This is a genomic window from Allobosea sp. 117, from assembly GCF_000702305.1.
Taxonomy (GTDB): Bacteria; Pseudomonadota; Alphaproteobacteria; order Rhizobiales; family Xanthobacteraceae; genus Ancylobacter.
Genome location: NZ_JNLC01000016.1, coordinates 259,975 through 284,944 on the forward strand (window position 1 = coordinate 259,975; position 24,970 = coordinate 284,944).

21 protein-coding genes are annotated in these 24,970 nt (G+C 68.5%); 8 read left to right on the forward strand and 13 right to left on the reverse strand.

Annotated features, from left to right (window positions below; translation table 11 throughout):
* Positions 1 to 72: 72 nt before the first annotated feature.
* Together U742_RS0117925 and U742_RS0117930 are read right to left on the reverse strand one after the other, a co-directional pair.
* A complete protein-coding gene (locus U742_RS0117925) occupies positions 73 to 387 on the reverse strand; it encodes a glycine zipper domain-containing protein (protein WP_029355500.1) in 315 nt (104 codons plus the stop codon).
* Between the two features lie 109 nt (positions 388 to 496).
* Positions 497 to 2,776, reverse strand: coding sequence for an NADP-dependent malic enzyme (locus U742_RS0117930; protein WP_029355502.1), 2,280 nt, complete (start codon positions 2,774 to 2,776; stop codon positions 497 to 499).
* Between the two features lie 217 nt (positions 2,777 to 2,993).
* On the opposite strand from U742_RS0117930, the gene U742_RS0117935 reads away from it, so the two are divergent.
* Both U742_RS0117935 and U742_RS0117940 read left to right on the forward strand, forming a co-directional pair.
* Complete coding sequence (locus U742_RS0117935; RefSeq protein WP_029355504.1) at positions 2,994 to 4,994, forward strand: hypothetical protein; 2,001 nt, start codon at positions 2,994 to 2,996, stop codon at positions 4,992 to 4,994.
* A 4-nt stretch (positions 4,995 to 4,998) separates the two neighbouring features.
* The gene (locus U742_RS0117940; RefSeq protein WP_029355506.1) at positions 4,999 to 6,051 is read left to right on the forward strand and encodes a glycosyltransferase family 2 protein; all 1,053 of its coding nucleotides are present in this window, start codon (positions 4,999 to 5,001) and stop codon (positions 6,049 to 6,051) included.
* A 16-nt stretch (positions 6,052 to 6,067) separates the two neighbouring features.
* Here U742_RS0117940 and aspS read toward each other — a convergent pair whose 3' ends face one another.
* Both aspS and U742_RS0117950 read right to left on the reverse strand, forming a co-directional pair.
* Entirely contained in the window at positions 6,068 to 7,840 is a 1,773-nt protein-coding gene (gene aspS / locus U742_RS0117945; RefSeq protein WP_029355508.1) for an aspartate--tRNA ligase, read from the reverse strand.
* A gap of 156 nt (positions 7,841 to 7,996) precedes the next feature.
* Positions 7,997 to 8,464 carry a DUF992 domain-containing protein gene (locus tag U742_RS0117950; RefSeq protein WP_029355510.1) on the reverse strand — a complete coding sequence of 156 codons (468 nt, stop codon included), beginning with the start codon at positions 8,462 to 8,464 and terminating at the stop codon, positions 7,997 to 7,999.
* A gap of 148 nt (positions 8,465 to 8,612) precedes the next feature.
* Between U742_RS0117950 and rnd the strand changes: the two genes are divergently transcribed.
* Positions 8,613 to 9,770, forward strand: coding sequence for a ribonuclease D (gene rnd / locus U742_RS0117955; RefSeq protein ID WP_029355512.1), 1,158 nt, complete (start codon positions 8,613 to 8,615; stop codon positions 9,768 to 9,770).
* Between the two features lie 47 nt (positions 9,771 to 9,817).
* Here rnd and U742_RS0117960 read toward each other — a convergent pair whose 3' ends face one another.
* From U742_RS0117960 to U742_RS0117980, 5 genes are all read right to left on the reverse strand, one after another.
* Complete coding sequence (locus U742_RS0117960; RefSeq protein WP_029355513.1) at positions 9,818 to 11,329, reverse strand: Ppx/GppA family phosphatase; 1,512 nt, start codon at positions 11,327 to 11,329, stop codon at positions 9,818 to 9,820.
* A gap of 7 nt (positions 11,330 to 11,336) precedes the next feature.
* Entirely contained in the window at positions 11,337 to 13,511 is a 2,175-nt protein-coding gene (locus tag U742_RS0117965; RefSeq protein ID WP_051661321.1) for an RNA degradosome polyphosphate kinase, read from the reverse strand.
* 154 nt (positions 13,512 to 13,665) lie between these two features.
* On the reverse strand, positions 13,666 to 14,373 hold the full coding sequence (locus U742_RS23630) for a P-loop NTPase family protein (protein ID WP_029355515.1): 708 nt from the start codon (positions 14,371 to 14,373) through the stop codon (positions 13,666 to 13,668).
* A gap of 5 nt (positions 14,374 to 14,378) precedes the next feature.
* Positions 14,379 to 15,467 (reverse strand): AI-2E family transporter, encoded by a 1,089-nt coding sequence (locus tag U742_RS23635; RefSeq protein ID WP_029355517.1) that lies wholly within the window; start codon positions 15,465 to 15,467, stop codon positions 14,379 to 14,381.
* A 140-nt stretch (positions 15,468 to 15,607) separates the two neighbouring features.
* The gene (locus U742_RS0117980; RefSeq protein WP_029355519.1) at positions 15,608 to 16,138 is read right to left on the reverse strand and encodes a CDP-alcohol phosphatidyltransferase family protein; all 531 of its coding nucleotides are present in this window, start codon (positions 16,136 to 16,138) and stop codon (positions 15,608 to 15,610) included.
* Between the two features lie 214 nt (positions 16,139 to 16,352).
* On the opposite strand from U742_RS0117980, the gene U742_RS0117985 reads away from it, so the two are divergent.
* The 5 genes from U742_RS0117985 (at position 16,353) to U742_RS0118005 (ending at position 20,298) form a co-directional block, all read left to right on the forward strand.
* The gene (locus tag U742_RS0117985; RefSeq protein ID WP_029355522.1) at positions 16,353 to 17,498 is read left to right on the forward strand and encodes a benzoate/H(+) symporter BenE family transporter; all 1,146 of its coding nucleotides are present in this window, start codon (positions 16,353 to 16,355) and stop codon (positions 17,496 to 17,498) included.
* A 65-nt stretch (positions 17,499 to 17,563) separates the two neighbouring features.
* Positions 17,564 to 18,643 carry a phosphoribosylformylglycinamidine cyclo-ligase gene (gene purM, locus U742_RS0117990; protein WP_029355524.1) on the forward strand — a complete coding sequence of 360 codons (1,080 nt, stop codon included), beginning with the start codon at positions 17,564 to 17,566 and terminating at the stop codon, positions 18,641 to 18,643.
* Complete coding sequence (purN, locus tag U742_RS0117995; RefSeq protein ID WP_029355526.1) at positions 18,640 to 19,305, forward strand: phosphoribosylglycinamide formyltransferase; 666 nt, start codon at positions 18,640 to 18,642, stop codon at positions 19,303 to 19,305. Before purM ends, purN begins: the two co-directional genes overlap by 4 nt.
* Before the next feature lie 104 nt (positions 19,306 to 19,409).
* A complete protein-coding gene (locus U742_RS0118000; protein ID WP_029355529.1) occupies positions 19,410 to 19,871 on the forward strand; it encodes a MarR family winged helix-turn-helix transcriptional regulator in 462 nt (153 codons plus the stop codon).
* Between the two features lie 25 nt (positions 19,872 to 19,896).
* Positions 19,897 to 20,298: a DUF1398 domain-containing protein gene (locus U742_RS0118005; RefSeq protein ID WP_029355531.1), complete on the forward strand. Its 402-nt coding sequence runs from the start codon at positions 19,897 to 19,899 to the stop codon at positions 20,296 to 20,298.
* A 34-nt stretch (positions 20,299 to 20,332) separates the two neighbouring features.
* On the opposite strand, the gene U742_RS0118010 is transcribed toward U742_RS0118005, so the two are convergent.
* From U742_RS0118010 to ndk, 4 genes are all read right to left on the reverse strand, one after another.
* Complete coding sequence (locus tag U742_RS0118010) at positions 20,333 to 22,429, reverse strand: molybdopterin-containing oxidoreductase family protein (protein ID WP_029355533.1); 2,097 nt, start codon at positions 22,427 to 22,429, stop codon at positions 20,333 to 20,335.
* Between the two features lie 79 nt (positions 22,430 to 22,508).
* A complete protein-coding gene (locus U742_RS0118015) occupies positions 22,509 to 23,261 on the reverse strand; it encodes a TerC family protein (RefSeq protein ID WP_029355535.1) in 753 nt (250 codons plus the stop codon).
* 171 nt (positions 23,262 to 23,432) lie between these two features.
* Positions 23,433 to 24,137: a TerC family protein gene (locus U742_RS0118020; protein WP_029355537.1), complete on the reverse strand. Its 705-nt coding sequence runs from the start codon at positions 24,135 to 24,137 to the stop codon at positions 23,433 to 23,435.
* 367 nt (positions 24,138 to 24,504) lie between these two features.
* The gene (gene ndk / locus U742_RS0118025; RefSeq protein WP_029355538.1) at positions 24,505 to 24,927 is read right to left on the reverse strand and encodes a nucleoside-diphosphate kinase; all 423 of its coding nucleotides are present in this window, start codon (positions 24,925 to 24,927) and stop codon (positions 24,505 to 24,507) included.
* Between the last annotated feature and the right edge of the window lie 43 nt (positions 24,928 to 24,970).

Here is a 24,970-nt window from a genome sequence, read left to right on the forward strand (position 1 = left end):
TTGTGGCTTTTGCACGACGAGGACGAAAACGCCGTGCGGGGCGGTCAGGCCCGGCACGGCGGACGGGATCGATCAATAGCAGTAGTTGCGATCGACGCGGGCGACGGCGCCGTTCGGGTAGTGATAGAAGCACCGCCCGCCCGACCAGTAGTAATAGCCGGCGCGCCGGCGGTCGCTGGCGGCACCTACCGCGGCGCCGGTCGCGCCGCCGATCACCGCGCCGGCGACCGCGCCGCCCGCGCGGCCGGTCACCGCACCGCCAATGATGGCGCCCGTGACGGCACCGACCGCCGCGCCGGCGGCGGTGTTGTTCTGGGCCGAGGCCGGCGTGGCGGACGCGAAGGCGCCGGCGACAAGAAGGGCGGCGAGAGAGGCACGAGTGAGCATGTTTCGTCTCCGGTGGCGGCATCCGCGCGCGGCGGATACGTCTTTCATGTCACGTATCTAGCCGATCCATTCCGAACGGCGGATGAACGCAACGGAAGGAACCGCAGCTTCAGCAGGCCTGCGCCTCCACCACCGCGAGCGCCGTCATGTTGACGATGCCACGCGCCGTCACCGAGGGGGTGAGGATGTGCGCCGGGCGCGCCGTGCCGAGCAGGATCGGCCCGACGGGCAGCGCGTCGCCGAACACCTTGACCATCTGGTAAGAAATGTTGGCCGCGTCGAGATTCGGCATGACGAGGATGTTCGCCACGCCCTGCAGCCGGCTGCCCGGCAGCACGCGCTCGCGCATCTCCGGCACGAGGGCACTGTCGCCCTCCATCTCGCCGTCCACCATCAGTTCTGGCGCGCGCTGGTGCATCAGCCCGGTGGCGGCGCGCATCTTCTTCGCGCTCTCATCGTCGCGGCTGCCGAAATCGGAATGCGACAGCATGGCGATGCGCGGCTCGATGCCGAAGCGCTTCACGTGGCTGGCGGCGAGGATCGCCATCTCGACCAGGTCCTCGGCGCTCGGGTCCGTCGAAACCTGCGTGTCGCAGAGGAAGAAGGCGCCCTTCTGGGTCAGCAGCATGGACAGCGCGGAGACGTCGCGCACGCCGGGCGCGAGGCCGATGATGGTGCGGATGTGCCGCAGATGGCGGATGAAGCGCCCCTCGACGCCACACAGCATGGTGTCGGCGTCGCCGCGCATGACGGCGAGCGCGGCGATCACCGTCGGCGTGGTGCGCACCAGCGTGCGGGCGAGCTCCGGGGTCACGCCCCGCCGGCCGGCGCGCTCGACATAGGTCTGCACGTAGTCGCGATAGCGCGGATCGTCCTCGGGATTGATCAGCTCGAAGTCCTGCCCCGGCCGGATGGAGAGGCCGAAGCGCTCAAGGCGGGTGTCGATCACCGCCGGGCGGCCGATCAGGATCGGGCGGGCGATACCCTCTTCAACCACCACCTGCGCGGCGCGCAGGATGCGCTCGTCCTCGCCCTCGGCGTAAATGACGCGCTTCGGCGCCTGCCGGGCGGCGGCGAAGACCGGCTTCATCACCAGGCCGGAGCGGAACACGAACCGGTCGAGTTGTTCGAGATAGGCATCGAAATCGGCGATCGGGCGCTTCGCGACGCCGCTGTCCATTGCCGCCTTCGCCACTGCCGGGGCGACGCGCAGGATGAGACGCGGGTCGAAGGGCGAGGGAATGAGCGAGGTGGCGCCGAACACCGGAGTCTCGCCGCCATAGGCGCGGGCGACGACGTCGGAGGGCGTCTCGCGGGCGAGCTCGGCGATGGCGTTCACCGCCGCGATCTTCATCTCCTCGTTGATGGTGGTGGCGCCGGCATCGAGCGCACCGCGGAAGATGAAGGGGAAGCACAGAACGTTGTTGACCTGGTTCGGGAAGTCCGAGCGCCCGGTGCAGATCATTGCGTCGGGCCGCGCGTCGCGCGCGATGTCGGGCATGATCTCCGGCGTCGGGTTGGCGAGCGCCATGATCAGCGGCCGCTCGCCCATCGTCTTCAGCATCTCCGGCTTCAACACGCCACCGGCGGACAGGCCTATGAAGATGTCGGCACCGACGATCACCTCGGCCAGCGTCCGGGCGTCGGTCTTCTGCGCGAAGACGCCCTTATAGGGGTCCATCAGCGCCTGCCGGCCCTCATAGACCACGCCCTCGATGTCGGTGACCCAGATGTTCTCGCGCTTTGCGCCCATCGAGACGAGCAGGTTCAGCGTCGCGATGGCCGCCGCGCCAGCGCCCGAGGTGACGATCTTCACGTCCTCGATCTTCTTGGCGCCGATGTGCAGCGCATTGACGATCGCGGCGGCGACGATGATCGCGGTACCGTGCTGGTCGTCGTGGAAGACCGGGATGTTCATCTTGGCGCGCAGTTGTGCCTCGATCTCGAAGCACTCCGGCGCCTTGATGTCCTCGAGATTGATGCCGCCGAAGGTCGGCTCCAGCGCGGCGACGACGGTCACCACATGGTCGACCTCGAGCGCCTTGATCTCAATGTCGAACACATCGATGCCGGCGAATTTCTTGAACAGGACCGCCTTGCCCTCCATCACCGGCTTGGAGGCCTCGGGGCCGATATTGCCGAGGCCGAGCACGGCGGTGCCGTTGGAGACGACGGCGACGAGGTTCTGCTTGGTGGTCAGCTCGGCGGCAAGCGCGGTGTCGGCGGCGATGGCCTCGCAGACGGCGGCGACGCCGGGGGTGTAGGCGAGCGCGAGATCGCGCTGGTTCGCGAGCGGCTTGGTCGGCTGGATTTCGAGCTTTCCGGGACGCGGCAGCCGGTGATACACCATCGCGCCCGAGCGAAGATCGTCAGAAATATAAGAGGCCATCGCGAAATTTCCTTCCCCGCCGGAACGGCGGCCGGAGAATACGAACTTTGAAATGCCGCACAATGGCTTTTTGGTCGATTGAATTGGCCGCAGTTCGGCGTTCCATTGCGGCACGGGGTTGCGACGCGATCAGGCGCCGCTCCGGGCCGGGTACGTCCAAGTCGGCCAGGTCCACGTCAGCCTCGTTCAGATTCAGCCACGTTCAGGTCAGGCACGCATGCGCAAGATCCTCATCGCCCTCCTCGTGCTGATCGCCGTCGGCGTCGGCGGCTATTTCGGGGTCGACGCCTATGCGAGGGCCGAAGCGACCCGGCAAATCGACGCGGCCTTGGCCAATCTGAAGGGCAGCGGCATCGAGGCGACCCGCGGCGCGGTCGACTTCCGCCTGCTGAGCCGCACGCTCGAAGTGACCGACATCACCCTCACCTATCCGAACCAGGGCGGCGTAACCAGGATCGGCCGCGTCACCGCCGCCGGCCTCGGTGAGCCGGCGCCGGGACGGGTCAAGGCCGACCGCATCGAGATCGTCGACCTCGCCTTCGACGGCCCGATGTTCGCCGGCTCAGACATCGAGGCGAGCTACCGCCTGCCGCTGGCGACGGTCGAACGCTATGAGGGCCCGCAGCAGATTCGCGTGGCCGGTGGCGAGGCGTGGCGGGTGCTGCTCGCCTTCCTAAAGGAAAGCGCGGCGGCGAAGATCACCCTGCCGCGCGTGACCGCCGCGACCCGCAGCGGCTCCGGCGACGCCGCCACCGCGCTCGACGTCGCCTATGGTGCGGTGACCTTCGACGAGATTTCCGGCGGCCGGGTGGCACGCGCGACCTTCGAGCCTGCCACCTTCACGCTCAAGGGCCCGAAGGACCGGCCGAAGGAATCGGGCAGCGGCGAGATCGGGCGGATCACCGCCGAGGCGGTCGACGTCGGCACCGGCCTCAGCCTGCTCGATCCGCAGAACGGCGACCAGGAGTACCGCACCGTCTATGGGCGCATCGCCGTCGAGGGCTACCGCGTCAGCCTCGACAACGGCACCCGGCAGCAGGTCGGCTCGCTGCGCCTCGACGACCTCGCGGTGAAGCCGGCCGGCTTTCCGCTGGCGCAGGTTATCGAGGCCGGGCAGCGCGTCCAGCAATCCGAAGCCGATGGCGGCGACGCCGATCCGGCCGAGCTCGGGCGCATGCTGACGGCGCTGGGTAAGCTCTATGATTCGATGCGCCTTGGCGGTGTCGCCTTCACCGACGTGACCATGATCGATCCCGACGGCCAGCAGGGCACGATGAAGGCCATGCGCATGGGCCCGCTCGCCGACGGCCGGCTGGCGGCTTTCGCGCTCGAAGGCTTCGCCGGCACCGACGACGGCAAGCCGGTGAAGCTCGACCTGTTCGCCATCAACGGGCTGAGGCCGGGCGGGCTGATGGACTATCTCGGCAGGGCAAGCGCGAATCCCGCCGCACTGCATTCCCTGCCCGAGCAGCTCAGGGCGCTGCATCTCGTCGAGGGCGTGGAGATCGCCGGGCTCGAAGCACCGGCGGAGAATGCCGACGACGGCCCGATCCAGGTCGCGAAGCTGAAGCTGGACTGGGGCGATTTCGTCGGCGTGCTGCCGGGCCGCCTCTCCGGCACGCTGCGCGTCGCCGGGCCGATCTCCGCCATGAGCGACGAGGAGCCGTTCTCGCTGATGGCGGCGGCCGGCGCCAGGCGCGCGGATGTGGCGCTCGACATCGGCGCCAGTTGGAACGAAGCGGAGAAGAGCATCTCCGTCGCGCCGCTCGCTGCGCAGGTGAAGGACGCCTTCGCCGTCTCTGGCAAGCTGAATCTCGGCGGCGTGAGCCGCGACGCCTTCGCCGCCGCGCCTGAGAAGCTGGTGGTGGCGGCCGAGACGGCGACGCTGACCTCGGCCGAGCTGACGCTCGCCGATTCCGGCCTCTATCAGCTCAAGCTGAAGCAGATGGCCGAGGAACAGGGCGCCAGTCCCGATGCGGTGCGCGACCTGTTCGCCGGCCTCGCCGAGCTGATGATCGGCCAGCTCGCCGCCGACCGGCCGGACCTCGCCCCGGCCGGCGAGGCGATCGTCGCCTTCCTGCGCCAGCCGGGCAGCACGCTGTCGCTGAAGATCACGCCGAAGCGCAGCCTGCCGCTGGTCGATGCGGTGGCGGCGCTCCAGTCGGACCCGATGGCGCTCATCGACGAGGTGTCGATCGAGGCGACGACGACGCGCTGATCCGATGCCCGGCTTCGAGGAGGTCTTCGGCCGGCCGCCGCCGGATGTGACGCTCACCGGCAGCGCGCCGACGGTGGTCGCCGTCGTGCATGACGAGGCGCTGCGGCTGCCGCATTTCCTCGACCACCACCGCGCCGTCGGCGTCACGCGCTTCCTCGTCATCGACGACCGCTCGACCGACGGTACGGCGGCGCTGCTCGACGCGGCGCCGGACGTGACGCGCATCCCGGCGCGCGGCGCCTTCCGCGATCTCAAGGAGACGTGGATCCAGACGGTCGTCGACAGCTTTCTCGACGGGCGCTGGGCACTGGTGCTCGATGCCGACGAGCTCCTCGTCTATCCCGGCTGGCCGGAGCGGAGCCTTCCCGCGCTGGTCGCCGAGATGGAGCGCCACGGCGAGGAGGCGCTGTTCGCGAGCCTCGTCGACATGTATGGCGACGGCTCCTTGAGCGAACTCGGCTACCGGCCGGGCGAGCCCTTCCTCGCCTCCTGCCCCTATTTCGACGACGAGGGCTACATGCTGCTCTCGCGCGCGCTGATGCACCGGGGCGACCTGACGCCGGAGTTCTACATCGTCGGCGGCACTCGCCAGCGCCTGTTCTTCGAGAAGCGTCCGGCGACCGCGCGCGACAAGGCGCTGATCGCCCGCTTCTTCCCGCTGGAGCGCCGCCCCGAGCCGGGCCTCGCCGGACGCGCCGGCCAGTTCCTCGCCTGGCGGTGGCTGCGCCGCGTCTGGATCTCCTCGCGTCCGGCGATGAGCAAGATCCCGCTGTGGCGGGCGAAGGCCGGCGACCGGCTCTCCTCGGGCCAGCATTCCATCGCCCGCCGCCTCAGGCTCGCGGATGAATGGGGCGCGCTGCTGCACTTCAAATATCTGCAGGACTTCGAGGCGCGCGTCGCCGAGGGCGACGTCGGCGGACAGCACACCTCGCATTACCGGCTCTATCACCGCAAGATCGCCAGCGGCGAGCTGCCGCCGCTGTTCCATGACGGCTCGCGGCGCTTCGAGGGTGTTTCCTCGCTGATCGAGGCCGGGCTGGTGCGAGAGCGAGGCTGAGGGGCGTTGACGCCCCTCACTTCTCCGGCGCGTTGACCCGGATGTGCAGCTCGCGCAGTTGCTTCGGCGTCGCCGGTGCGGGCGCGCCCATCAATATGTCCTGAGCCTGCTGGTTCATCGGGAAGATCGATATCTCACGCAGGTTCGAGGTGCCGCAGAGCAGCATGACGATGCGGTCGACGCCCGCCGCCATGCCGCCATGGGGCGGCGCGCCATACTGGAAGGCGCGGTACATGCCGCCGAAGCGCTCGACCACCGTCGCCTCGTCATAGCCGGCGATCTCGAACGCCTTCACCATCGCCTCGGGGCGGTGGTTGCGGATGCCGCCGGAGGCGATCTCGTAGCCGTTGCAGGCGATGTCGTACTGGAACGCCTTGATCGAGAGCGGATCTTCGTTCTTCAGCGCGTCGAGCCCGCCCTGCGGCATGGAGAAGGGGTTGTGCGAGAAGTCGACCTTCTTCTCGTCCTCCGACCATTCGTAGAACGGGAAGTCGACGATCCAGGCGAGCGCGAACTGGTCGAAGTCGACCAGCTTGAGCTCCTCACCCACCTTGGTGCGAGCGGCGCCGGCGAACTTGACGAACTTTTCCGGGTCGCCGGCGACGAAGAAGGCGGCATCGCCCTCCTTCAGGCCGAGCTGCTCGCGGATAGCGGCGGTGCGTTCAGGGCCGATGTTGTTGGCAATCGGGCCAGCCCCCTCGCCGCCTTCGCGCCACATGATGTAGCCGAGCCCCGGTTGGCCCTCGCCCTGCGCCCATGAATTCATGCGGTCGCAGAAGGCGCGCGATCCGCCGCCCGGACCGGGGATCGCCCAGACCTGGTTCTTCTCGGATTCGAGCATCCGCGCGAACACCTTGAAGCCGGAACCGCGGAAATGCTCGGAGACGTCCTGCATCACCAGCGGGTTGCGCAGGTCCGGCTTATCGGTGCCGTATTTGCGCATCGACTCGGCGTAGGGGATGCGCGGGAAGGACTGCGTCACCGGCTTGCCGTCGGCGAACTCCTCGAACACGCCGCGGATCACCGGCTCGACGGCGGCGAAGACGTCCTCCTGCTCGACGAAGCTCATCTCGAGGTCGAGCTGGTAGAACTCGCCCGGCAGGCGGTCGGCGCGCGGGTCCTCGTCGCGGAAGCAGGGGGCGATCTGGAAGTAGCGGTCGAAGCCGCTCATCATGATGAGCTGCTTGTATTGCTGCGGCGCCTGCGGCAGCGCGTAGAAGGTGCCGGGATGGATGCGGCTCGGCACGAGGAAGTCGCGCGCGCCCTCCGGCGAGGAGGCGGTGAGGATCGGCGTCTGGAACTCGAAGAAGCCCTGATCCTTCATGCGCCGACGCATGGCGTCGATGATGGCGCCGCGCTTCATGATGTTGCGGTGGAGCTTCTCGCGGCGCAGGTCGAGGAAGCGGTAGCGCAGCCGCGTCTCCTCCGGGTACTCGATGTCGCCGAAGACGGGCAGCGGCAGCTCCGCCGCCGGGCCGAGCACTTCGAGCTCGGTCGCATAGACTTCGACCGCGCCGGTCGGCAGGTCGGGGTTCTCGGTGCCGGCCGGGCGGTTGCGCACGCGCCCGTCGACGCGGATCACCCATTCCGAGCGCACGGTCTCGGCGAGCTTGAAGGCCGGGCTGTCGGGATCAACCACGACCTGCGTCAGGCCGTAGTGGTCGCGCAGGTCGATGAACAGCACGCCGCCATGGTCACGGATGCGGTGGCACCAGCCGGAAAGGCGCGCCGTCTGCCCGACATGGTCGAGGCGAAGGGCGCCGCAGGTGTGGGTGCGATAGCGGTGCATGGCGAAATCCCGAAAGGCCGACATCAGAAGAGAAGCTTGTCCTTGCGGGGCGGCACGAAAACACCCCTCCGCGAGGCGGGCGGAGGGGTGCATGCAGTGTCGGTTTTGTCAAGGAATGTCGGCCGACAAGACCGACAAACCGACGGCGTCCGCCGCCTACGGCGCGTAGGTGAGCGTCAGGCCGGCGACACCGAGGGCGAGCGAGGCGCCGACATTGCCTTCCACCGAGACCGGGTTCAGCGCGAAGGAATTGCTGGAGCCGACCAGCACGTTGGCGCCGAGGCCGACGCCGAGCGCGACATTGCCGGAGACGCCGCCATAGGGGCCGGCGAGCGCGCCGGGCGCCACCTCGTTCGTCACCGCCAGCACGCCCCAGGTCATCACCCCGCCGCCGGTCACGCCGAGATCGAGGCCGATGTTCTGGATGCTGCCGAGATAATGCTGCGGGGGCGCGTTGTTGGCGGGGGTGTAGGTGCAGTTCAACTGCTGCTTCGACTCGATGATCATGCCGATGGCGGCACCGGCATTGCAGACCAGAACCCCGACCTTGATCCGTTCGGCCGCCGTCGCCGGAACGGCGGCAAGCGTCGCAAGCACAGCGGAGACGGCAAGCAGCTTCTTCATGGTGATCCCCTCGATGCCGGCGGCGCCGGCAAGAACATTGCGGCTATCTCTCTACCGGGAGTCGGCGCCGCGCGCATGAGGATGCAGGGCGTTTTGCCGTCGATTTTGTTCGTCTCGCGCGGGCGACTCCGCTAAGAACCGTGACGATATGGATATGATTGCGACCACCGAACTTCTTTCCGCCGCCTGCGAGCGGCTCTCGCGCCATCCCTTCGTCACCGTCGACACGGAGTTCCTGCGCGAGACCACCTTCTGGCCGAAGCTCTGCGTGGTCCAGCTCGCGAGCCCGGACGAGGCCGTCGTGGTCGACGCGCTGGCCGAGGGTCTCGACCTCAAGCCCTTCTTCGACCTCATGGCCGACGAGAAGGTGCTGAAGGTGTTCCATGCCGGGCGGCAGGACATCGAAATCGTCTGGCACCTCGCCGGCATCATCCCGCATCCGGTGTTCGACACGCAGGTCGCCGCCATGGTGCTCGGCCACGGCGACTCCATCTCCTACGACCAGCTCGTGCAGCGCCTGACCGGCCACGTGCTCGACAAGTCGCTGCGCTTCACCGACTGGTCGCGCCGGCCGCTCTCGACCGCGCAGATCACCTATGCCGAGGCGGACGTGACGCATCTGCGCGACGTCTACCACAAGCTCGACACCGACCTCGCCAAGCGCGGGCGCCGCGAATGGGTGAGCGAGGAGATGGCCGTGCTCACCTCGCCGGACACCTACCGGCAGGAGCCGCAGCACGCCTGGGAACGGCTGCGCTCGCGCGCCCGCAAGCCTAAGGAACTAGCGGTTCTCATCGAGATCGCCGCCTGGCGCGAGCGCGAGGCGCAGAGCCGCGACATCCCGCGCTCGCGCATCCTCAAGGACGAGGTGATCGGCGAGATCGCCACCCAGCAGCCGACCACGCCGGAACGGCTCGGCCAGTTGCGCTCGATCCCCAAGGGCTTCGAACGGTCGCGGGCCGGCGAGCAGATCATCGAGGTGGTCAAGGCCGGGCTCGCGCGCGACCCCAAGACGCTGCCCCGTATCGAGCGCGACCGCGGCCTGTCGAACGGCGCCTCGGCGACGGTCGAGCTGCTCAAGGTGCTGCTGCGCATGACCTCCGAGCAGTATGGCGTCGCCGCCAAGGTGCTCGGCACGGTGGACGACCTCGAGCGCATCGCCAGCGAGGACGAGGCGGACGTTCCGGCGCTGAAGGGCTGGCGGCGCGAGCTGTTCGGCGAGCGGGCGCTGGCGCTGAAGGCGGGTCGCCTCGCCCTCGCCATGCAGAAGGGCCGCGTGATCGCGGTCGAGCGCCCGGGCGAATAGCCGCCACCGGACCGGCCTCGGGCGCGGCTCGGCCGGCTGCCTCCTGCCTATTCGACGACCACCGCGTCCCGGCCGATCAGCCGGCCGAGCGTCTTCAGGCGTGAGGCGATCCGGTCGCCCGAAAGCTGCGCGAACTCGCCGGGCAAATGCAGGGTCAGCTTGCCGCGCTCGACCGCGAGCGGGGTCAGCGGCAGGGCGCCCGGCATGGCGGCGGAGAGCAGGTAGCCGACGCGCATCGCCGCGCCGAGGATGCGGGCGCGGTCGAGCAGGCGCGTAGTGACCAGTTCGCGGATGCGCGGCGAGAGCTCGTCGTCCACCAGCCCGACATGGCGGTAGAAGATCGACAGCGCGATGAAGGCGCGGCCGGGATGGTCGACGCCGATGAAGGCGGCATGGGCGATGATGTTGAGGCTCTGCTCGCCGCGATAGTCAGGATGCGCCCGCCAGCCGATGTCGGCGAGCAGGCAGGCAGCATGGCGCAGGCGCTTCTCCTCGGCGCTCTCGTCGATGCCGGTCGAATCCATGAAACGGTCGGTCCAGTCGATCAGCTCCTCGCCGTGGCGCGGCGAGCGCGAGCGCAGCCAGTTCAGCTCGGCGGCGGCGGCGATCAGCGGGTCGACGCGTTGCTCCTCCTCGGGGAGCGCCTCGTAGAGCAGGCCCTCGCGCACGCCGAGCGCGGAGACGAAGATGTTGGCCGGCTTGCCCATACGGATGATGTGCTCCAGCACCAGCGCGCCATAGGCGAGCAGCGGGCGGCGCACATCGGGCACCATCTCGATCTTGGACAGCGTGTCGACCGGCACGCGGCGCACCAGCCGGGCGAATTCCAGCGCCTCCTTGGCCGGCAGCACATAGCCGTGCATCACATGCAGCGGATAGCCGCGCTGCCACATGTGTAGGCGGGTCAGCGCGCGCCAGGTGCCGCCGACGGCGTAGAAGGTGCGGCCCTTCAGGTGGTCGAGGTGCGAATCCTTGGCCAGCACGTCGCGGACGATCTTGTCGGCCTTCTTCAGCGAGCGGCCGGAGGTGTCCTGCAGGGCGAGGCCGCCGAGCGGAAAGGTGACGCCGGTGCCGATTCTGTGGCCATGGACGTCGGCGAGCTCCAGCGAGCCGCCGCCGAGGTCGCCGACCATGCCGTTCGGACGGTGCACGCCGGACAGGATGCCGAGCGCGGAGAGCTGGGCCTCGCGCTTGCCGGAGAGCAGCTCGACATCGGCGCGGCAGATGGCGCTGCATTCGGCGACGAAGGCCGGCCCGTTCGAGGCGTCGCGCGCCGCAGCGGTGGCGAGCACGCGCAGCGTGCCGACCCCCATGCGGTCGCACAGGGCGCGGAAACGCCGCAGCGCCGCGAGCGCCTTTTCCACAGCCTCGGGATTCAGCCGCCCGGTGGTCATCACCTCGCGGCCGAGGCCGCAGAGCGCCTTCTCGTTGAAGATCGGCGTCGGCGAGCGCGACAGGCGCTCATAGACGACCAGACGGACGGAGTTCGAGCCGATGTCTATGACGGCGATCGGCTCGCCCTGGACGATGCGCCCCGGGGCATCGCGGGAGACTTCCATCGTCCAGTCACGCGCGGTCGCGGCGACGGACGAGGTTTCGCGGCGACGATTCTTTGAGCGACTTCCCACGTCCAGACAGGCTCGGATTCGTCATGAAGTACTGCTGGGCGTTGAAGGGTTCTTCGCCAGCGGCCGGCACTATGCGTTCGGATGTGCCATCCGGCAACAGGCGCCAGCTCTGCTGGTTATCCTCGAAATTGGCGACCATGATCTGGTCGAGGATCTGCTGGTGAACGGTCGGGTTGGTGATCGGGCACAGTGCCTCGACGCGGCGGTCGAGATTGCGCGGCATCAGGTCGGCCGAGGAGATGTAGAGCGCCGCCTTCGGGTCCGGCAGGCCGTGGCCGTTGCCGAAGCAGTAGATGCGGCCATGTTCGAGGAAGCGGCCGACGATCGACTTCGCGCGGATGTTGTCGGAGAGCCCCGGCACGCCGGGACGCAGGCAGCAGATGCCGCGCACCACGATGTCGGTCTTCACGCCCGCCGCACTGGCGCGGTAGAGCGCGTCGATGATGGTCGGGTCGACCAGCGAGTTCATCTTGAGCCAGATCACCGCCGGCTTGCCGGCCTTGGCGAAACCGATCTCGGCGTCGATGTGGTCGAGGATGCGCTGCTTCAGCGTCAGCGGCGAGACCGCCATCGCCTCCAGCTCGGCCGGCTCGGCATAGCCGGTGATGAAGTTGAAGATGCGCGCCACGTCGCGCCCGATCACCGGATCGGCGGTGAAGAAGGACAGGTCGGTGTAGATGCGCGCGGTGATCGGGTGGTAGTTGCCGGTGCCGACATGGCAGTAGCTGGCGAGCGCCCCGCCCTCGCGGCGCACGACGAGCGAGAGCTTGGCGTGGGTCTTCAGCTCCAGGAAGCCGAACACCACCTGCACGCCGGCGCGCTCCAGGTCGCGCGCCCAGCGGATGTTGGCCTCCTCGTCGAAGCGGGCCTTCAGCTCGACCAGCGCGGTGACCGACTTGCCGGCCTCGGCGGCCTCGGCGAGCGCCTTGACGATCGGGCTGTCGGAAGAGGTGCGGTAGAGCGTCTGCTTGATGGCGACGACGTTGGGGTCGCGCGCCGCCTGGCGCAGGAACTGCACCACCACGTCGAAGGATTCATAAGGGTGGTGGACCACGAGGTCCTTCTCGCGGATCGCCGCGAAGCAGTCGCCCGCATGGTCGCGGATGCGCTCGGGGAAGCGCGGGTTATAGGGCTTGAACTTGAGGTCCGGCCGCTCCAGCGAGACCAACTGGCTGAACTCGTTGAGGGCGAGGACACCGTCGACGCGGAAGATCTCATCATCCGCCACGCCGAGCTCGCGGGCGACGAAGTTGCGCAGCTCCTCCGGCGCGGCGGAGTCGAATTCGAGGCGGATCACCGAGCCGCGGCGCCGGCGCTTCAGCGCCGTCTCGAACTGGCGCACGAGGTCCTCGGCCTCTTCCTCAACTTCGAGGTCGCTGTCGCGGATGATGCGGAAGCCGCCTTGCCCCTTCACCTGATAGCCGGGGAACAGGCGGCCGACGAACAGGCCCATCATCTGTTCGAGGGTGATGAAGCGGGCGATGCCGTTCTCGCCGTCCGGCAGGCGGATGAAGCGGTCGATCTTGGCCGGCACGCGGATCAGCGCGTTCATCGCCCGCCCATCGCTGATGCGCGAGAGTTGGAGTGCCAGCGAGAAACCGAGATTGGGGATGAAGGGGAACGGGTGTGCCGGGTCGATGGCGAGCGGCGTCAGCACCGGGAAGACGTGCTGCAGGAAATGCTCGTCGAGCAGCGCGCGGTCGGCCTTGCGCAGGTCGGCGTTCTCGACGAGCACGATGCCGGCATCGGCGAGCACCACGCGCAGCTCGCGCCAGCGCGTCTGCTGGTCACTCGCCAGCGCAGCGACCTCGGCGGCGATCAGCGGCAGCTGCTCGGCGGGCGACAGGCCGTCCGGGCTCTTGGCGTTGAAGCCCTCGCGCACCTGCTCCTTCAGGCCGGCGACGCGGACCATGTAGAACTCGTCGAGATTGTTCGCCGAGATCGACAGGAAGCGGAGTTGCTCAAGCAGCGGATGCGCCTTGTTGGCGGCCTCCTCCAGCACGCGGCGGTTGAACTGCAGCCAGGAAAGCTCGCGGTTGATGAAGCGTTCCGGCGTGCGCAGAAGGTCGGATTCGGCGACCGAAGCCGCGTCGTCCGGCCTCAGCTCCACCACCGCATGCTGTTCGGTCTGGGTCACTGGCCCGTCTCCCTCGCTGCGCTTCTCGCCGCCCGCTTTCGCACGGCGCCGACCGCTTCCGTTGCGTCGATGGGCGGGAACTTCACCGCGCTTCATGACGGCTCAATGACATTTGGGGTGTGACGATAGGTCAAGTTTCGTCCTCCGTCTCGCCGCCCTCGCCTACCGCCCGGCTGCGCAGCACTTCGGAGGCCAGCGCTCGCGTGACCGGGCGCTTGCGCGCCAGCGCCTCGCGGTCGAGTTCCGCCACCACCTCGCGCAGCGCCGCCACCGAGCGCTCGATGCGCAGCAGGATGAAGCCGACCAGCCCCTCGTCCGGCACGATCTGCCGGTCGGCGAACAGCTTCAGGGCGATGGCGCCGAGCAGCACGTCGTCCGGCGCCGCGATCTCCACCACCGGCACGGCACGCAGCCGCGAGGCGAGATCGCGCGTCGCCAGCCGCGCGGCAAGGGAGGCCGGCGTCTCGCGCGCGGTCAGCAGCACGCTCGCGCCCTGCTCGCGGGCGAGGTTCAGGAGGTGGAACAGCGCCGCCTCGTCGAGCGGCGCGCGGTCGATATCCTCGATGACGGCCAGTCCTCCGGCCAGCGCGCCGGGCACCTGCTCGGCGGTCAGCCCGACGGCCGATACCGGGTTCGCCCCGGCGCGAGCGGCGAGGAGGGCCGCCAGATGGCTCTTGCCGGCGCCGGGCGGCCCGACGAGCGCCATGGCGGGCGCCGGCCAGGCCGGCCAGGCGTCGATCAATGCCAGTGCCTGCCGGTTGGTCTCCCCTTCGAGGAAGTCGGACCGCGCGCGGCTCTCGGTGTGGGGGAGGTCGAGCGGCAATTGACGCGCCGCCATGGTGCTCAACTCACATTGTGCTCGGAAGCTCCCGGCTCCTCGCCGGTGTAGAGCGGACTGTGGAGATATTGCTGGATAGCGAAGCGCACCAGCACGCCCCCCGCCGCCGCCAGCGGCACCGCCAGCAGCAGGCCGAGGAAGCCCATCAGATAGCCGAAGGCGAGCAGGGCGAACATCAGCCAGACCGGATGCAGCCCGACGCTGTCGCCGACCAGCTTGGGCGAGAGGATGTAGCCCTCGACGAACTGGCCGAAGAAGAAGATGGCGACGATGATCGCGATCATCGTCCAGTCCGGGAAGAACTGGACGATGGCGACGCCGGTCGCCAGCACCAGGCCGGTCAGCGAGCCGACATAGGGGATGAAGGTGACGAGGCCGGAGACGAAGCCGATCACCAGTCCGAAATTCAGTCCCGCCAGCGTCAGGCTCACCGCATAGAAGGAGCCGAGCAGCAGGCAGACGACGGACTGGCCGCGCACGAAGCCGGCGATCACGGCGTCCATCTCGCGGGCGAGCTGGCGAATGGTGTCGCGGTTGTTCAGCGGCAGCCATGAATCGACCTTCGCCACCATGCGGTTCCAGTCGTTGAGCATGTAGAAGGCGACGACCGGGGTGATGACGAGCAGCGAGAACAGCGAGATCAGCGCCTGCCCGCCAGTCCAGATCGACTGCAGCAGGCTCAGGAGATAGGCTGCGCCCTGGGTCGCGAGCTGCGACAGGCTGCCCTGGATGTTCGGCAGCCGGTCGCCGATGACGCCGCGCAGCCAGGTGGCGCCCTCGCTGGTGGCAAGGGTCTGCAGCTTGACGATGTATTCCGGCAGGCGCTCCACGAAGGCGGCGAGCTGCGCCCCGAGGATCGGGATGACCAGCAGCAGCAGCAGGATGATCAGCAGCAGCGTGCAGCCGATCATGATCAGCGAGGCGGCCAGCCGGTCGACGCCCCAATGCTCCAGCCTCGTGGTGAGCGGATTGAGGAAATAGGCGAGCGCGAGACCGGCGACGAAGGGCAGCAGCACGCTCGACAGCAGCCAGCAGGCGAAGATGAACACCGCCAGCACGATCAGCCAGAACATCACCTGTCGATGCAGAACCATCTCGGCAGAACCATCCCGGCAGGAACTCTTCGCCGTCCGAATCCGGCCGGCCTTCGGCGTCTCGCCGCACATGGAATCACACTTATCGGACAAATGCATGCGCGGCGACGCCGCCTGCCGGCTTTCGATGCAGCCGCGCCTCACGCCGCCATGTGGCGCGCCCATTCGGCGAGATAGGCGAGCCCGGACAGCACGGTGAAGCCGCCCACCGCGACGAGGCCGAGCTGAAACAGCGGCCCGGGCGCGAAGCCGAAGCCGAGCGAGGCGAGCATGAAGGCGGCGAAGGCGATCTGCGCGGTGGTGTTCAGCTTGGAGACCACGAGCGGCTGGATCAGCACCGGCTTGCCCAGCACCCAGGAGAGCATGACGGCCGAGACGATCATGATGTCGCGGGAGACCACGGCGATGGCGACCCATTGCGGTACGGCGCCGGCGATGGCGAGCGTCACATAGATCGACACCAGCAGCGCCTTGTCGGCCAGCGGGTCGAGATAGGCGCCGAGCTCGCTCTGCAGGCCGAAGCGCTTGGCGATGAAGCCGTCGACCGCATCCGACACGCCGGCGGCGAGGAACAGCCAGAAGGCGATGGCCGGCTCGCCGGCGGTGATCGCCCACACCACCACAGGCACCATGAAAATGCGCGCGATCGTGATCGTGTTGGGCAGGTTCACCGGCGTGACCGCTTTTCGTTGATGCGGGCATTGTTCAGCGGAGCTGGCCCGGCGTTTCCTCCGTCGAGATAATAGCCGCTGTCACAATTGCCAAGCACGGGCGACTACGCAGCCCCGCACCTCGACCATGGGCTTGCGTGACGCGGCCGGCCCGGCGTGGCACAAGGCGTGATCCGCCCGCCCCCGCCGCCCCGCAGTTCCAGCGAATCCGCCGATGCGTTCTTCCGTCGTCATCTCCGCCGTCGTCGCCGCACTGGTCGGCTTCGGCGGCACGCTCGCGCTCATCGTCGCCGCCTCGCAGGCGTTGGGCGCGAGCCCGGCGCAGACCTCCTCCGCCGTGCTCGGGCTGTGCCTGTCCATGGCGGCGACCACGGCGTATCTGAGCATGCGCTACCGCCAGCCGATCATCACCGCCTGGTCGACCCCCGGCGCGGCCCTGATCGCGGCCTCGCACGGCGTGTCAATCGAGCCGGCGGTCGGCGCTTTCCTGATGGTCGGGGCGCTGATCATGATCACCGCGCTCGTACGCCCGCTCGGCATGCTGGTGCAGCGCCTGCCGGTTGCGATCGCGGCGGCGATGCTGGCCGGCGTGCTGTTCCGCTTCGCCACCGCGGTATTCACCTCGGCCGGTGCCGATCCGACGCTGGTGCTGCCGCTGGTCGTGCTGTTCCTGCTGGCGCGGCGCGCCAGCCCGTTCGGCGCGGTGCTGGTCGTGCTGGGCGTCGGCATCGCCTATGCCTTCGCGCTCGGCCGGGTCGGCCCCCTGCCCTCCGGCATCCCGCTGCCGGAGGTGACGCTGATCGCGCCCGTCTTCGATCCGCAGGTGCTGATCGGGGTCGGCCTGCCGCTCTATCTCGTCACAATGGCCTCGCAGAACCTGCCCGGCCTCGCCGTGCTGCAGGCGGCCGGCTACACGCCGCCGACCAACCCGATCCTCGGCGTCACCGGCCTCGCCTCCATCCTCACCGCGCCGCTCGGCTCGCTCACCAGCAACCTCGCGGCGATCACCGCCTCGCTGTGCACCGGGCCGGATACGCATCCCGACCCGTCGAAGCGCTGGATGGCCGGGCCGTTCTACGCCGCGAGCTATGTGGTGCTGGCGATCGGCGGCGCCTCGCTGGTCTCGCTCATCGGCGCGCTGCCCACCTCGCTGGTCGCGACTTTCGCCGGGCTCGCTCTGCTCGGGCCGCTGGTCAATGCGCTCGGCACGGCGCTCCACGACACGGCGCGGCGCTTCCCGGCGGTGCTGACGCTGGCGGTGACCGCCTCGGGCGTCTCGCTGTTCGGCATCGGCTCGGCCTTCTGGGGCCTGGCGGCAGGGCTCGCGGCGCTGGCGGTGGAGCGGATCGGGCGGCGCTGAGCGCCGCCGACCTTGCCCGGCGCCCGAGAAGCGGCTAAGCCGCGTCCATTCTCAAGGGGCACGACATGGCCGGCACGGACAAGGGTCTCAGCTATCGCGATGCAGGTGTCGACATCGATGCCGGCAACCGGCTGGTGGACCTCATCAAGCCGCTGGTGAAGGCGACGCGCCGGCCGGGCGCGGATGCCGAGATCGGCGGCTTCGGCGGCGTGTTCGACCCGAAGGCGGCCGGCTTCAAGGATCCGCTGATCGTCGCCACCACCGACGGCGTCGGCACCAAGCTGAAGATCGCCATCGAGACCGGCCGGCACGACACCATCGGCGTCGACCTCGTCGCCATGTGCGTCAACGATCTCGTGGTGCAGGGCGCCGAGCCGCTGTTCTTCCTCGACTATTTCGCCACCGGCAAGCTCGCCCCGGAGGTCGGCGCCGCGATCGTCGCCGGCATCGCCTATGGCTGCAAGGAATCCGGCTGCGCGCTGATCGGCGGCGAGACGGCCGAGATGCCCGGCATGTATGCCGATGGCGACTACGACCTCGCCGGCTTCTCGGTCGGCGCGGTGGAACGCGGCGAGCTGCTGCCGCGCCCCGACATCGCTCCGGGTGACGTGCTGCTCGGCCTCGCCTCCTCCGGCGTGCATTCCAACGGCTATTCGCTGGTGCGCCGCATCGTCGAGGGCTCCGGCCTCTCGTGGGACGAGCCTGCGCCCTTCGAGCCCTCGCGCACGCTGGGCGAGGCGTTGCTGACCCCGACGCGCCTCTATGTGAAATCCGCCCTCGGTGCGATCCGTTCGACCGGCAAGGTCAAGGCGCTCGCCCACATCACCGGAGGCGGGCTCACCGAGAACCTGCCGCGCGTGCTGCCGAAGGGCACCGTCGGGCGCATCGACCTGTCCGGCCTGCCGGTGCCGCCGGTGTTCCGCTGGCTGGCGCAGACCGGCAATGTGGCCGCCGAGGAGATGCTGCGCGCCTTCAACTGCGGCATCGGCATGGTGGTGGTCTGCGCGCCGCAGGATGCCGAGACGGTGGCCGACGCCTTCGCCGACGGCGGCGAGGAGGTGGTCCATCTCGGCGCCATCGAGCCCGGCGAGGGCGCGGCCCGCACCGTCTATGACGGGGCGCTCGACATCGGCCTGCCCCTGTGAGCAGCCCCGCCTCGCGCAGGACCCGCGTCGCGATCCTGATCTCCGGGCGCGGCTCGAACATGATGTCGTTGATCGAGGCGGCCGCACATCCCGACTATCCGGCCGAGATCGTCACCGTCATCTCGAACCGCCCGGAGGCGCACGGCCTCGCCCGCGCGCAGGCGGCGAACATCCCGGCGCGGGCGATCGACCACAAGGCCTATGCCGACCGGGCGAGCTTCGACGCCGCGCTCGACGCCGCGCTCGGCGCGGAGAAGGTGGACATCGTCTGCCTCGCCGGCTTCATGCGGCTGCTGACCCCCGAATTCACGCAGAAATGGTTCGGGCGGATGATCAACATCCACCCTGCCCTGCTGCCGAGCTTCAAGGGGCTGCACACGCATGAGCGGGCGCTCGAGGCGGGGGTGAAGATCCACGGCTGCACCGTGCACTTCGTCACGCCCGAGATGGATGTCGGGCCGATCATCATGCAGGCCGCCGTGCCGGTCGCCGACGACGACACGCCGGACAGCCTCGGTGCCCGCGTGCTCGCCCAGGAGCACGTCATCTATCCCGCCGCGCTGCGCCTCGTCTGCGAGGGCCGCGCCCGCATCGAGGGCGGGCGTGTGGCGATCGACGAGTTCGGCCTCGTGAACCGCGCATTGGTGGCGCCGCACGCCTGAACCGGAATGCCGGAGCCCCGCAGTCACCACGTCGGGCCTCATCGACATATGGTTGACTAGGAAACTTTATCCCTTTAGTTTCCTAGTCAACTATCGAGGATCGCATGCCCCGCCTGCCCGCCATCTCCGATCTCGACGCGCATGTCGGCTTCTGGCTGCGCTACGTGTCGAACCATGTATCGCACGCCTTCGCCGCGCGCGTGGCCGCCGAGGGCGTGACGGTCGCGGAATGGGTGATGATGCGCGCCCTCTACGACCGGGCCCCGACCGCGCCGAGCCGCGTCGCCGACGACATGGGCATGACGCGCGGCGCCATCACCAAGCTCGCCGACCGCCTTATCGGCAAGGGCCTCGTCCTCCGCAAAAGCGATGCGCGGGACAAGCGGGCCCAGACCTTGGAACTGACGGCGGCAGGAGAGGAAATGGTGCCGCGGCTCGCCGCGCTCGCCGACCGCAACGACGCGGAGTTCTTCGATCACCTCCCGGCATCCGAGCGCGAGATGCTGGTGAAGCTGCTCAGACAGACCGTCGAGCTTCGCAAGCTGACAGCCGTGCCCACCGAATAGCATCACCCGATCCGGAGTCATCTAGATGAACGAGCACCAGCTGACCGTCGCCCGGACCTGCCTCAGCGCAGCCGAAGACAACTCCATGACCTTCCCACAGATCGTCGGTACGCTCATGGCGGAGGGTTTCGAGAGTTATCTGGTCGATTTCCGCCGCGCCACCGCCACCTATTATCTGTCGGGCGGCGACAGCATCGAGCTGCCGATGCACCGGCTCGACGTGCCGGTCGCGCCGGAGTTCGACGCGGCGTCGATCCGCGAGGCCATCGGCGAAGCGCAGCGGCTGGCCCCTGGCTACAGCTACAAGGGCTTCTGCGCCAAGGTCGCCACGGCCGGCTGCGCGGGCTATGTCGTGTCCTTCCCGGGGCGACGGGCGGTTTATCTCGGCCGCACCGCCGAGACCCATGTGGAGCACTTCCCCAACTGAGGTCCGGCAAAGGCGCGGCACGCGGGCGGCGGCGTCAGGCCTTTTCGATTCGCACCCGGTTGTCGTGCAGCGCCGCACCGCCGAAGGGGGCGACCGGATCGGCGCCGGTCAGCGTGTTGATGCCGCGCCCGCCCTCATGCGCGCCGTTCGGCCAGATGGATTCGGCCACCACCACGCCGCGCCGCAGCCCCTCGAACAGGCGGGCATGCAGCAGCACAGAGCCGCGTGCGCTGGACACCGTGACGAGGTCGCCCTCCCCGACGCCGAGCGCGGCCGCGTCGGCGGGGTGGATCATCAGCTCGGGACGCTTCTCGCGGGTGAGCGATCCGGGCGTCTCGGTGAAGCTCGAATTGAGGAAGGAGCGCGCCGGCGAGGTCACGAGGCGGAACGGATAGTCCTGCGTCGCCTCCTCGATCACCGCCCAATGGTCCGGCCATGCCGGCATGTCGTCCGCCGGACCGAAGCGGCCGGGCGCGCTGAAGCGCACGCTCGACCAGTCCGGCTTCAGGCGGAAGCGGCCATCCGGCCAGGCGAAGCCCTTGAGGTAATGCGCCGTCTCGAAATCCGGCTGCACGTCGAGGAAACGTTTCTCCTCCAGCTCGGCCAGCGTGCCGCGATGCGTCGCCTGCAGCGTCCAGTCGATCAGCTCGCGCGGGCTCATGGAAAAGCCGGGGTGGGCGGCGCCGAGCCGCTCGGCGAGATCGCAGATCACCTCGTGGTTGTTGCGGCACTCACCCGGCGGCTCGACCAGCTTCGGGCCAAGGATGACATACTGGTTGCCGCCGCCCTGATAGATGTCGTCATGCTCGGTGAACATGGTCGCCGGCAGCACGATGTCGGCCATGCGGGCGGTCTCGGTCATGAACTGCTCATGCACGGCGAGGAACAGGTCCTCGCGCGCGAATCCGGCCCGCACCCGCTCCTGATCGGGAGCGATGGTCACCGGATTGGTGTTCTGGATCAGCATGGCGGCGACTGGCGGGCCGCCGGCAAGCGCCTCGGCATCGCCGGTCAGGATGGCGCCGATGCGGGACTGGTCGAGCTCGCGTGCCGGGCTGTTCGCGCGGGCCAGCAGGTCGGTGCCCTCGATCATCCGCTTGTTCCAGCGATAGATGGCGCTGTTGGAGTGGAAGACGCCGCCGCCCTCGTGCTTCCAGGCGCCGGTGACGGTCGGGATGCAGGTCACCGCGTGCATCGCCACCGTGCCGTTGCGCGAACGGGTGAAGCCGTAACCGGCGCGGATGAAGGTGCGCGGCGTCTGCCCGATCAGGCGGGCGAAGCCCTCGATCTCCGCCGCCGGCATGCCGGTGATGGCCGCCGCCCATTCGGGTGTGCGGTCGCCGAGATGCGCTTCGAGGCCGGCCGCATCGTCGGCAAACTCCGCGAGATAGGCGCGATCGGCGAGGCCGTCGCGGAACAGCACGTGCATGATCGCGCAGGCGAGCGCGGCATCGGTGCCGGGTCGGATGAGGACCGGGATGTCCGCCTGCTCCATGGTCGGAGAGCGGTACACATCCACGACCGCGATCTTCGCGCCGCGCTCCTTGCGGGCGCGCACGGCGTGGGTCATCACGTTGATCTGGGTGGAGACCGGGTTGGTGCCCCAGATGACGACGAGGTCGGACTTGGCCATCTCGCGCGGATCGGGCCCGGCGAGCCGTCCGGCGCCGGCGAGGAAGCCGCTCCACGCGGGATTGACGCAAATCGTCGAGAAGAAGCGCGAATAGCCCTTCGCATGGGTCAGCCGGTTGATGCCGTCGCGCATCACCAGACCCATGGTGCCGGCATAGTAATACGGCCAGACGGCCTCGGGCCCGTAGCGCCGCTCGGCGTCGAGGAAGCGCTCCGCGATGGTGTCGAGCGCCTCGTCCCACGAGATCGGCGCGAAGTCGCCGGAACCCTTGGGGCCGACGCGGCGCAGCGGTTGCGTCAGCCGGTCCGGGTGATGGGCGCGCTCGGCATATCTTGCCACCTTCGCGCAGATGACACCGGCGGTGAAGCTGTTGGCGCTCGACCCGCGCACCCGGCCGATTCGGCCGCCGGAAATGTCGATCTCCAGCGCGCAGGTCGAGGGGCAGTCATGCGGGCAGGCGGAATAGCCGGTACGTACCGGCTGGACATGCTGGTTCATGAAAAAACGCTCCGCCACCACTGTAGCGGAGCGTTCCTTCCTGTCACCCCAGCCGGATGGCCGGGCATGTGAGGCGCGATCAGTGCGAGCCGCTCTCGACGGTCCGCGCCTGGCGGTTCTTCCAGATCCAGCCGAAGCTGAGCACGAAGGCCGCGCCGATCGCCGCCGCCAGATAATGTGGCAGCGCCGCCGGCTTCAGGCCGACCGGATCCTCGGGATCGGCCACCTTCTCGACCAGCTCCGGCGCCACGCCCTGCATGTATTCCAGCACCACCTTGTCGCTGACCAGCATCTCGCCGGCGATCCAGCCGAGCAGCGCAGCGCCGGCCCAGACCAGGATCGGGAAGCGCGCGATCAGCTTCAGGATGAGCTGCGAGCCGAAGATGATCAGCGGGATGGTGAGCAGCAGGCCGAAGATGAACAGCTCGGCATGGCCGCGCGCGGCTGCGGCGATGGCGACGACGTTGTCGAGACTCATCACCGCGTCGGCGATGGCGATGGTGCGCACCGCCTTCCACAGGCTGTCGGCACTTTCCACGTGATGCTCGCCGCCCTCCTCGTCCAGGATCAGCTTGATGGCGATCCAGAACAGCAGGACGCCGCCGAGCACCTTCAGGAACGGCACGCCGAGGAGATAGGACACGGCTAGGGCGAACACGATGCGCAGGCCGACCGCCGCGGCGGCACCAAGCAGGATACCCCACTTGCGCTGCTTCTCAGGCAGCGAGCGGCAGGCGAGCGCGATGACGACCGCGTTGTCGCCCGAGAGCAGCAGGTCGATCCAGATGATCTGGAGCAGCGCCACCCAGAAAACGGGACTGGTGAAATCCATCATTTCCTCTCTGGTCTTCGAAAAGTATCACTTTGGCTAGGCGACGTCCCGCCGGATCATCCCGAAGTTCTGGCATTCATTATTATTTGTGCCAGCTTCAACCTCCGGAACCGATAGCGCCCGCGACGGTAATCATCGCGGGCGCCACGGCAGGAAAACGCCTGAGGCCGATCAGCGTTCGGCCTCGCCGACATGGGCGCCCTGGCGCGAGCGGGCGATGAACCAACCGATCGCCAGCACCAGCGCCGCGCCGATGGCGGCCGTCGGATACTCGAGCTGGTGCACCAGCACGTCGCCGAGCCACTCGTGGATCTTCGAGTCGGAGATGAACATCTCGCCCGCGACCCAGCCGAGCAGGCCGGCGCCGGCCCAGACCAGCACAGGGAAACGGCTCAGCAGCGACATGATGAGGGCCGCGCCCGCGATGATCATCGGGATCGAGATGATGAGGCCGATAATGATCAGCGTCCAGTTACCATCCGCGACCGCCGCGATCGCCACGACGTTGTCGAGGCTCATCACGAGATCGGCGACGGCGATGGTGCCGACCGCGCGCCACAGATTGTCATGGGCGTGAACGCCACCCTCCCCGCCCTCGTCCTCCGGCAGGACGAGATCAACGGCGATGTACATCAGCGCCAGCGAGCCGACGATCTTCAGCCAGGGCAGGCCGAGCAGCGTCGCCACCACCGCGGTGAACACGACGCGCATGCCGACCGCCACGCCGGCGCCGAGGATCATGCCCCAGCGGCGCAGATTGTCCGGCAGCGAACGGCACGCCATGGCGATGACGACGGCGTTGTCGCCGGAAAGCAGGATGTTGATCCAGATGATCTTGAGAAGGGCGAGCCAGAAAAGCGGCTGCATAAAGTCCATGAGCGTTTCCCTCAGCACCTCACCCCGACAGGATGAGACCGCGATTATAGGTTCATACGGCGTTGGCGCGCCTATGCTGAGTGGAGACGAGAGGAGGTGGCTCCGGCGGGCCCACTCCCGGGCGCTCTCGTGGCGCGCCATCACGGCTTCCCCGCTGCGGGCCACTTATCCGTGGCCGGACCCCCGCAGCGCAATTTCAGGAACATACATAATAATGAATGGCGAGGCCAACCCCCATTTCACATTTCCTTGCGGAAATTCGAACCGTTCGATGCGGATCGGGCCGGCCATTGTCGCAGACACGGAAAGCAAACGCCCCGCCGGTTGCCCGGCGAGGCGCTCATCGTAAGGTCAGGCCGGCCGAATGTCAGCCGACGATCTCGTTGCCCGCGAAGAACTGGGCGATCTCGATCTGCGCATTTTCGAGGCTGTCCGAGCCGTGCGCCGAGTTCTCGCCGACCGACAGGGCGAAGTCCTTGCGGATGGTGCCCTCGGCGGCGTTGGCCGGGTTGGTGGCGCCCATCACTTCGCGGTACTTGGCGACGGCGTTCTCGCCCTCGAGCACCTGCACGACGATCGGGCCGGAGATCATGAACTCGACGAGCTCGCCGAAGAACGGGCGCTCCTTGTGCACGGCATAGAAGGTCTCGGCCTGGGCGCGGGTGAGAAGGATGCGCTTCTGCGCGACGATCCGCAGACCGGCCTTCTCGATATAGGCATTGATGGCGCCGGTCAGGTTCCGCTGGGTGGCGTCCGGCTTGATGATCGAAAAGGTGCGCTCGAGCGCCATGACGTTCGTCCTTTTGAGGCGGGATCGGTGAGGGAGAGGTTCG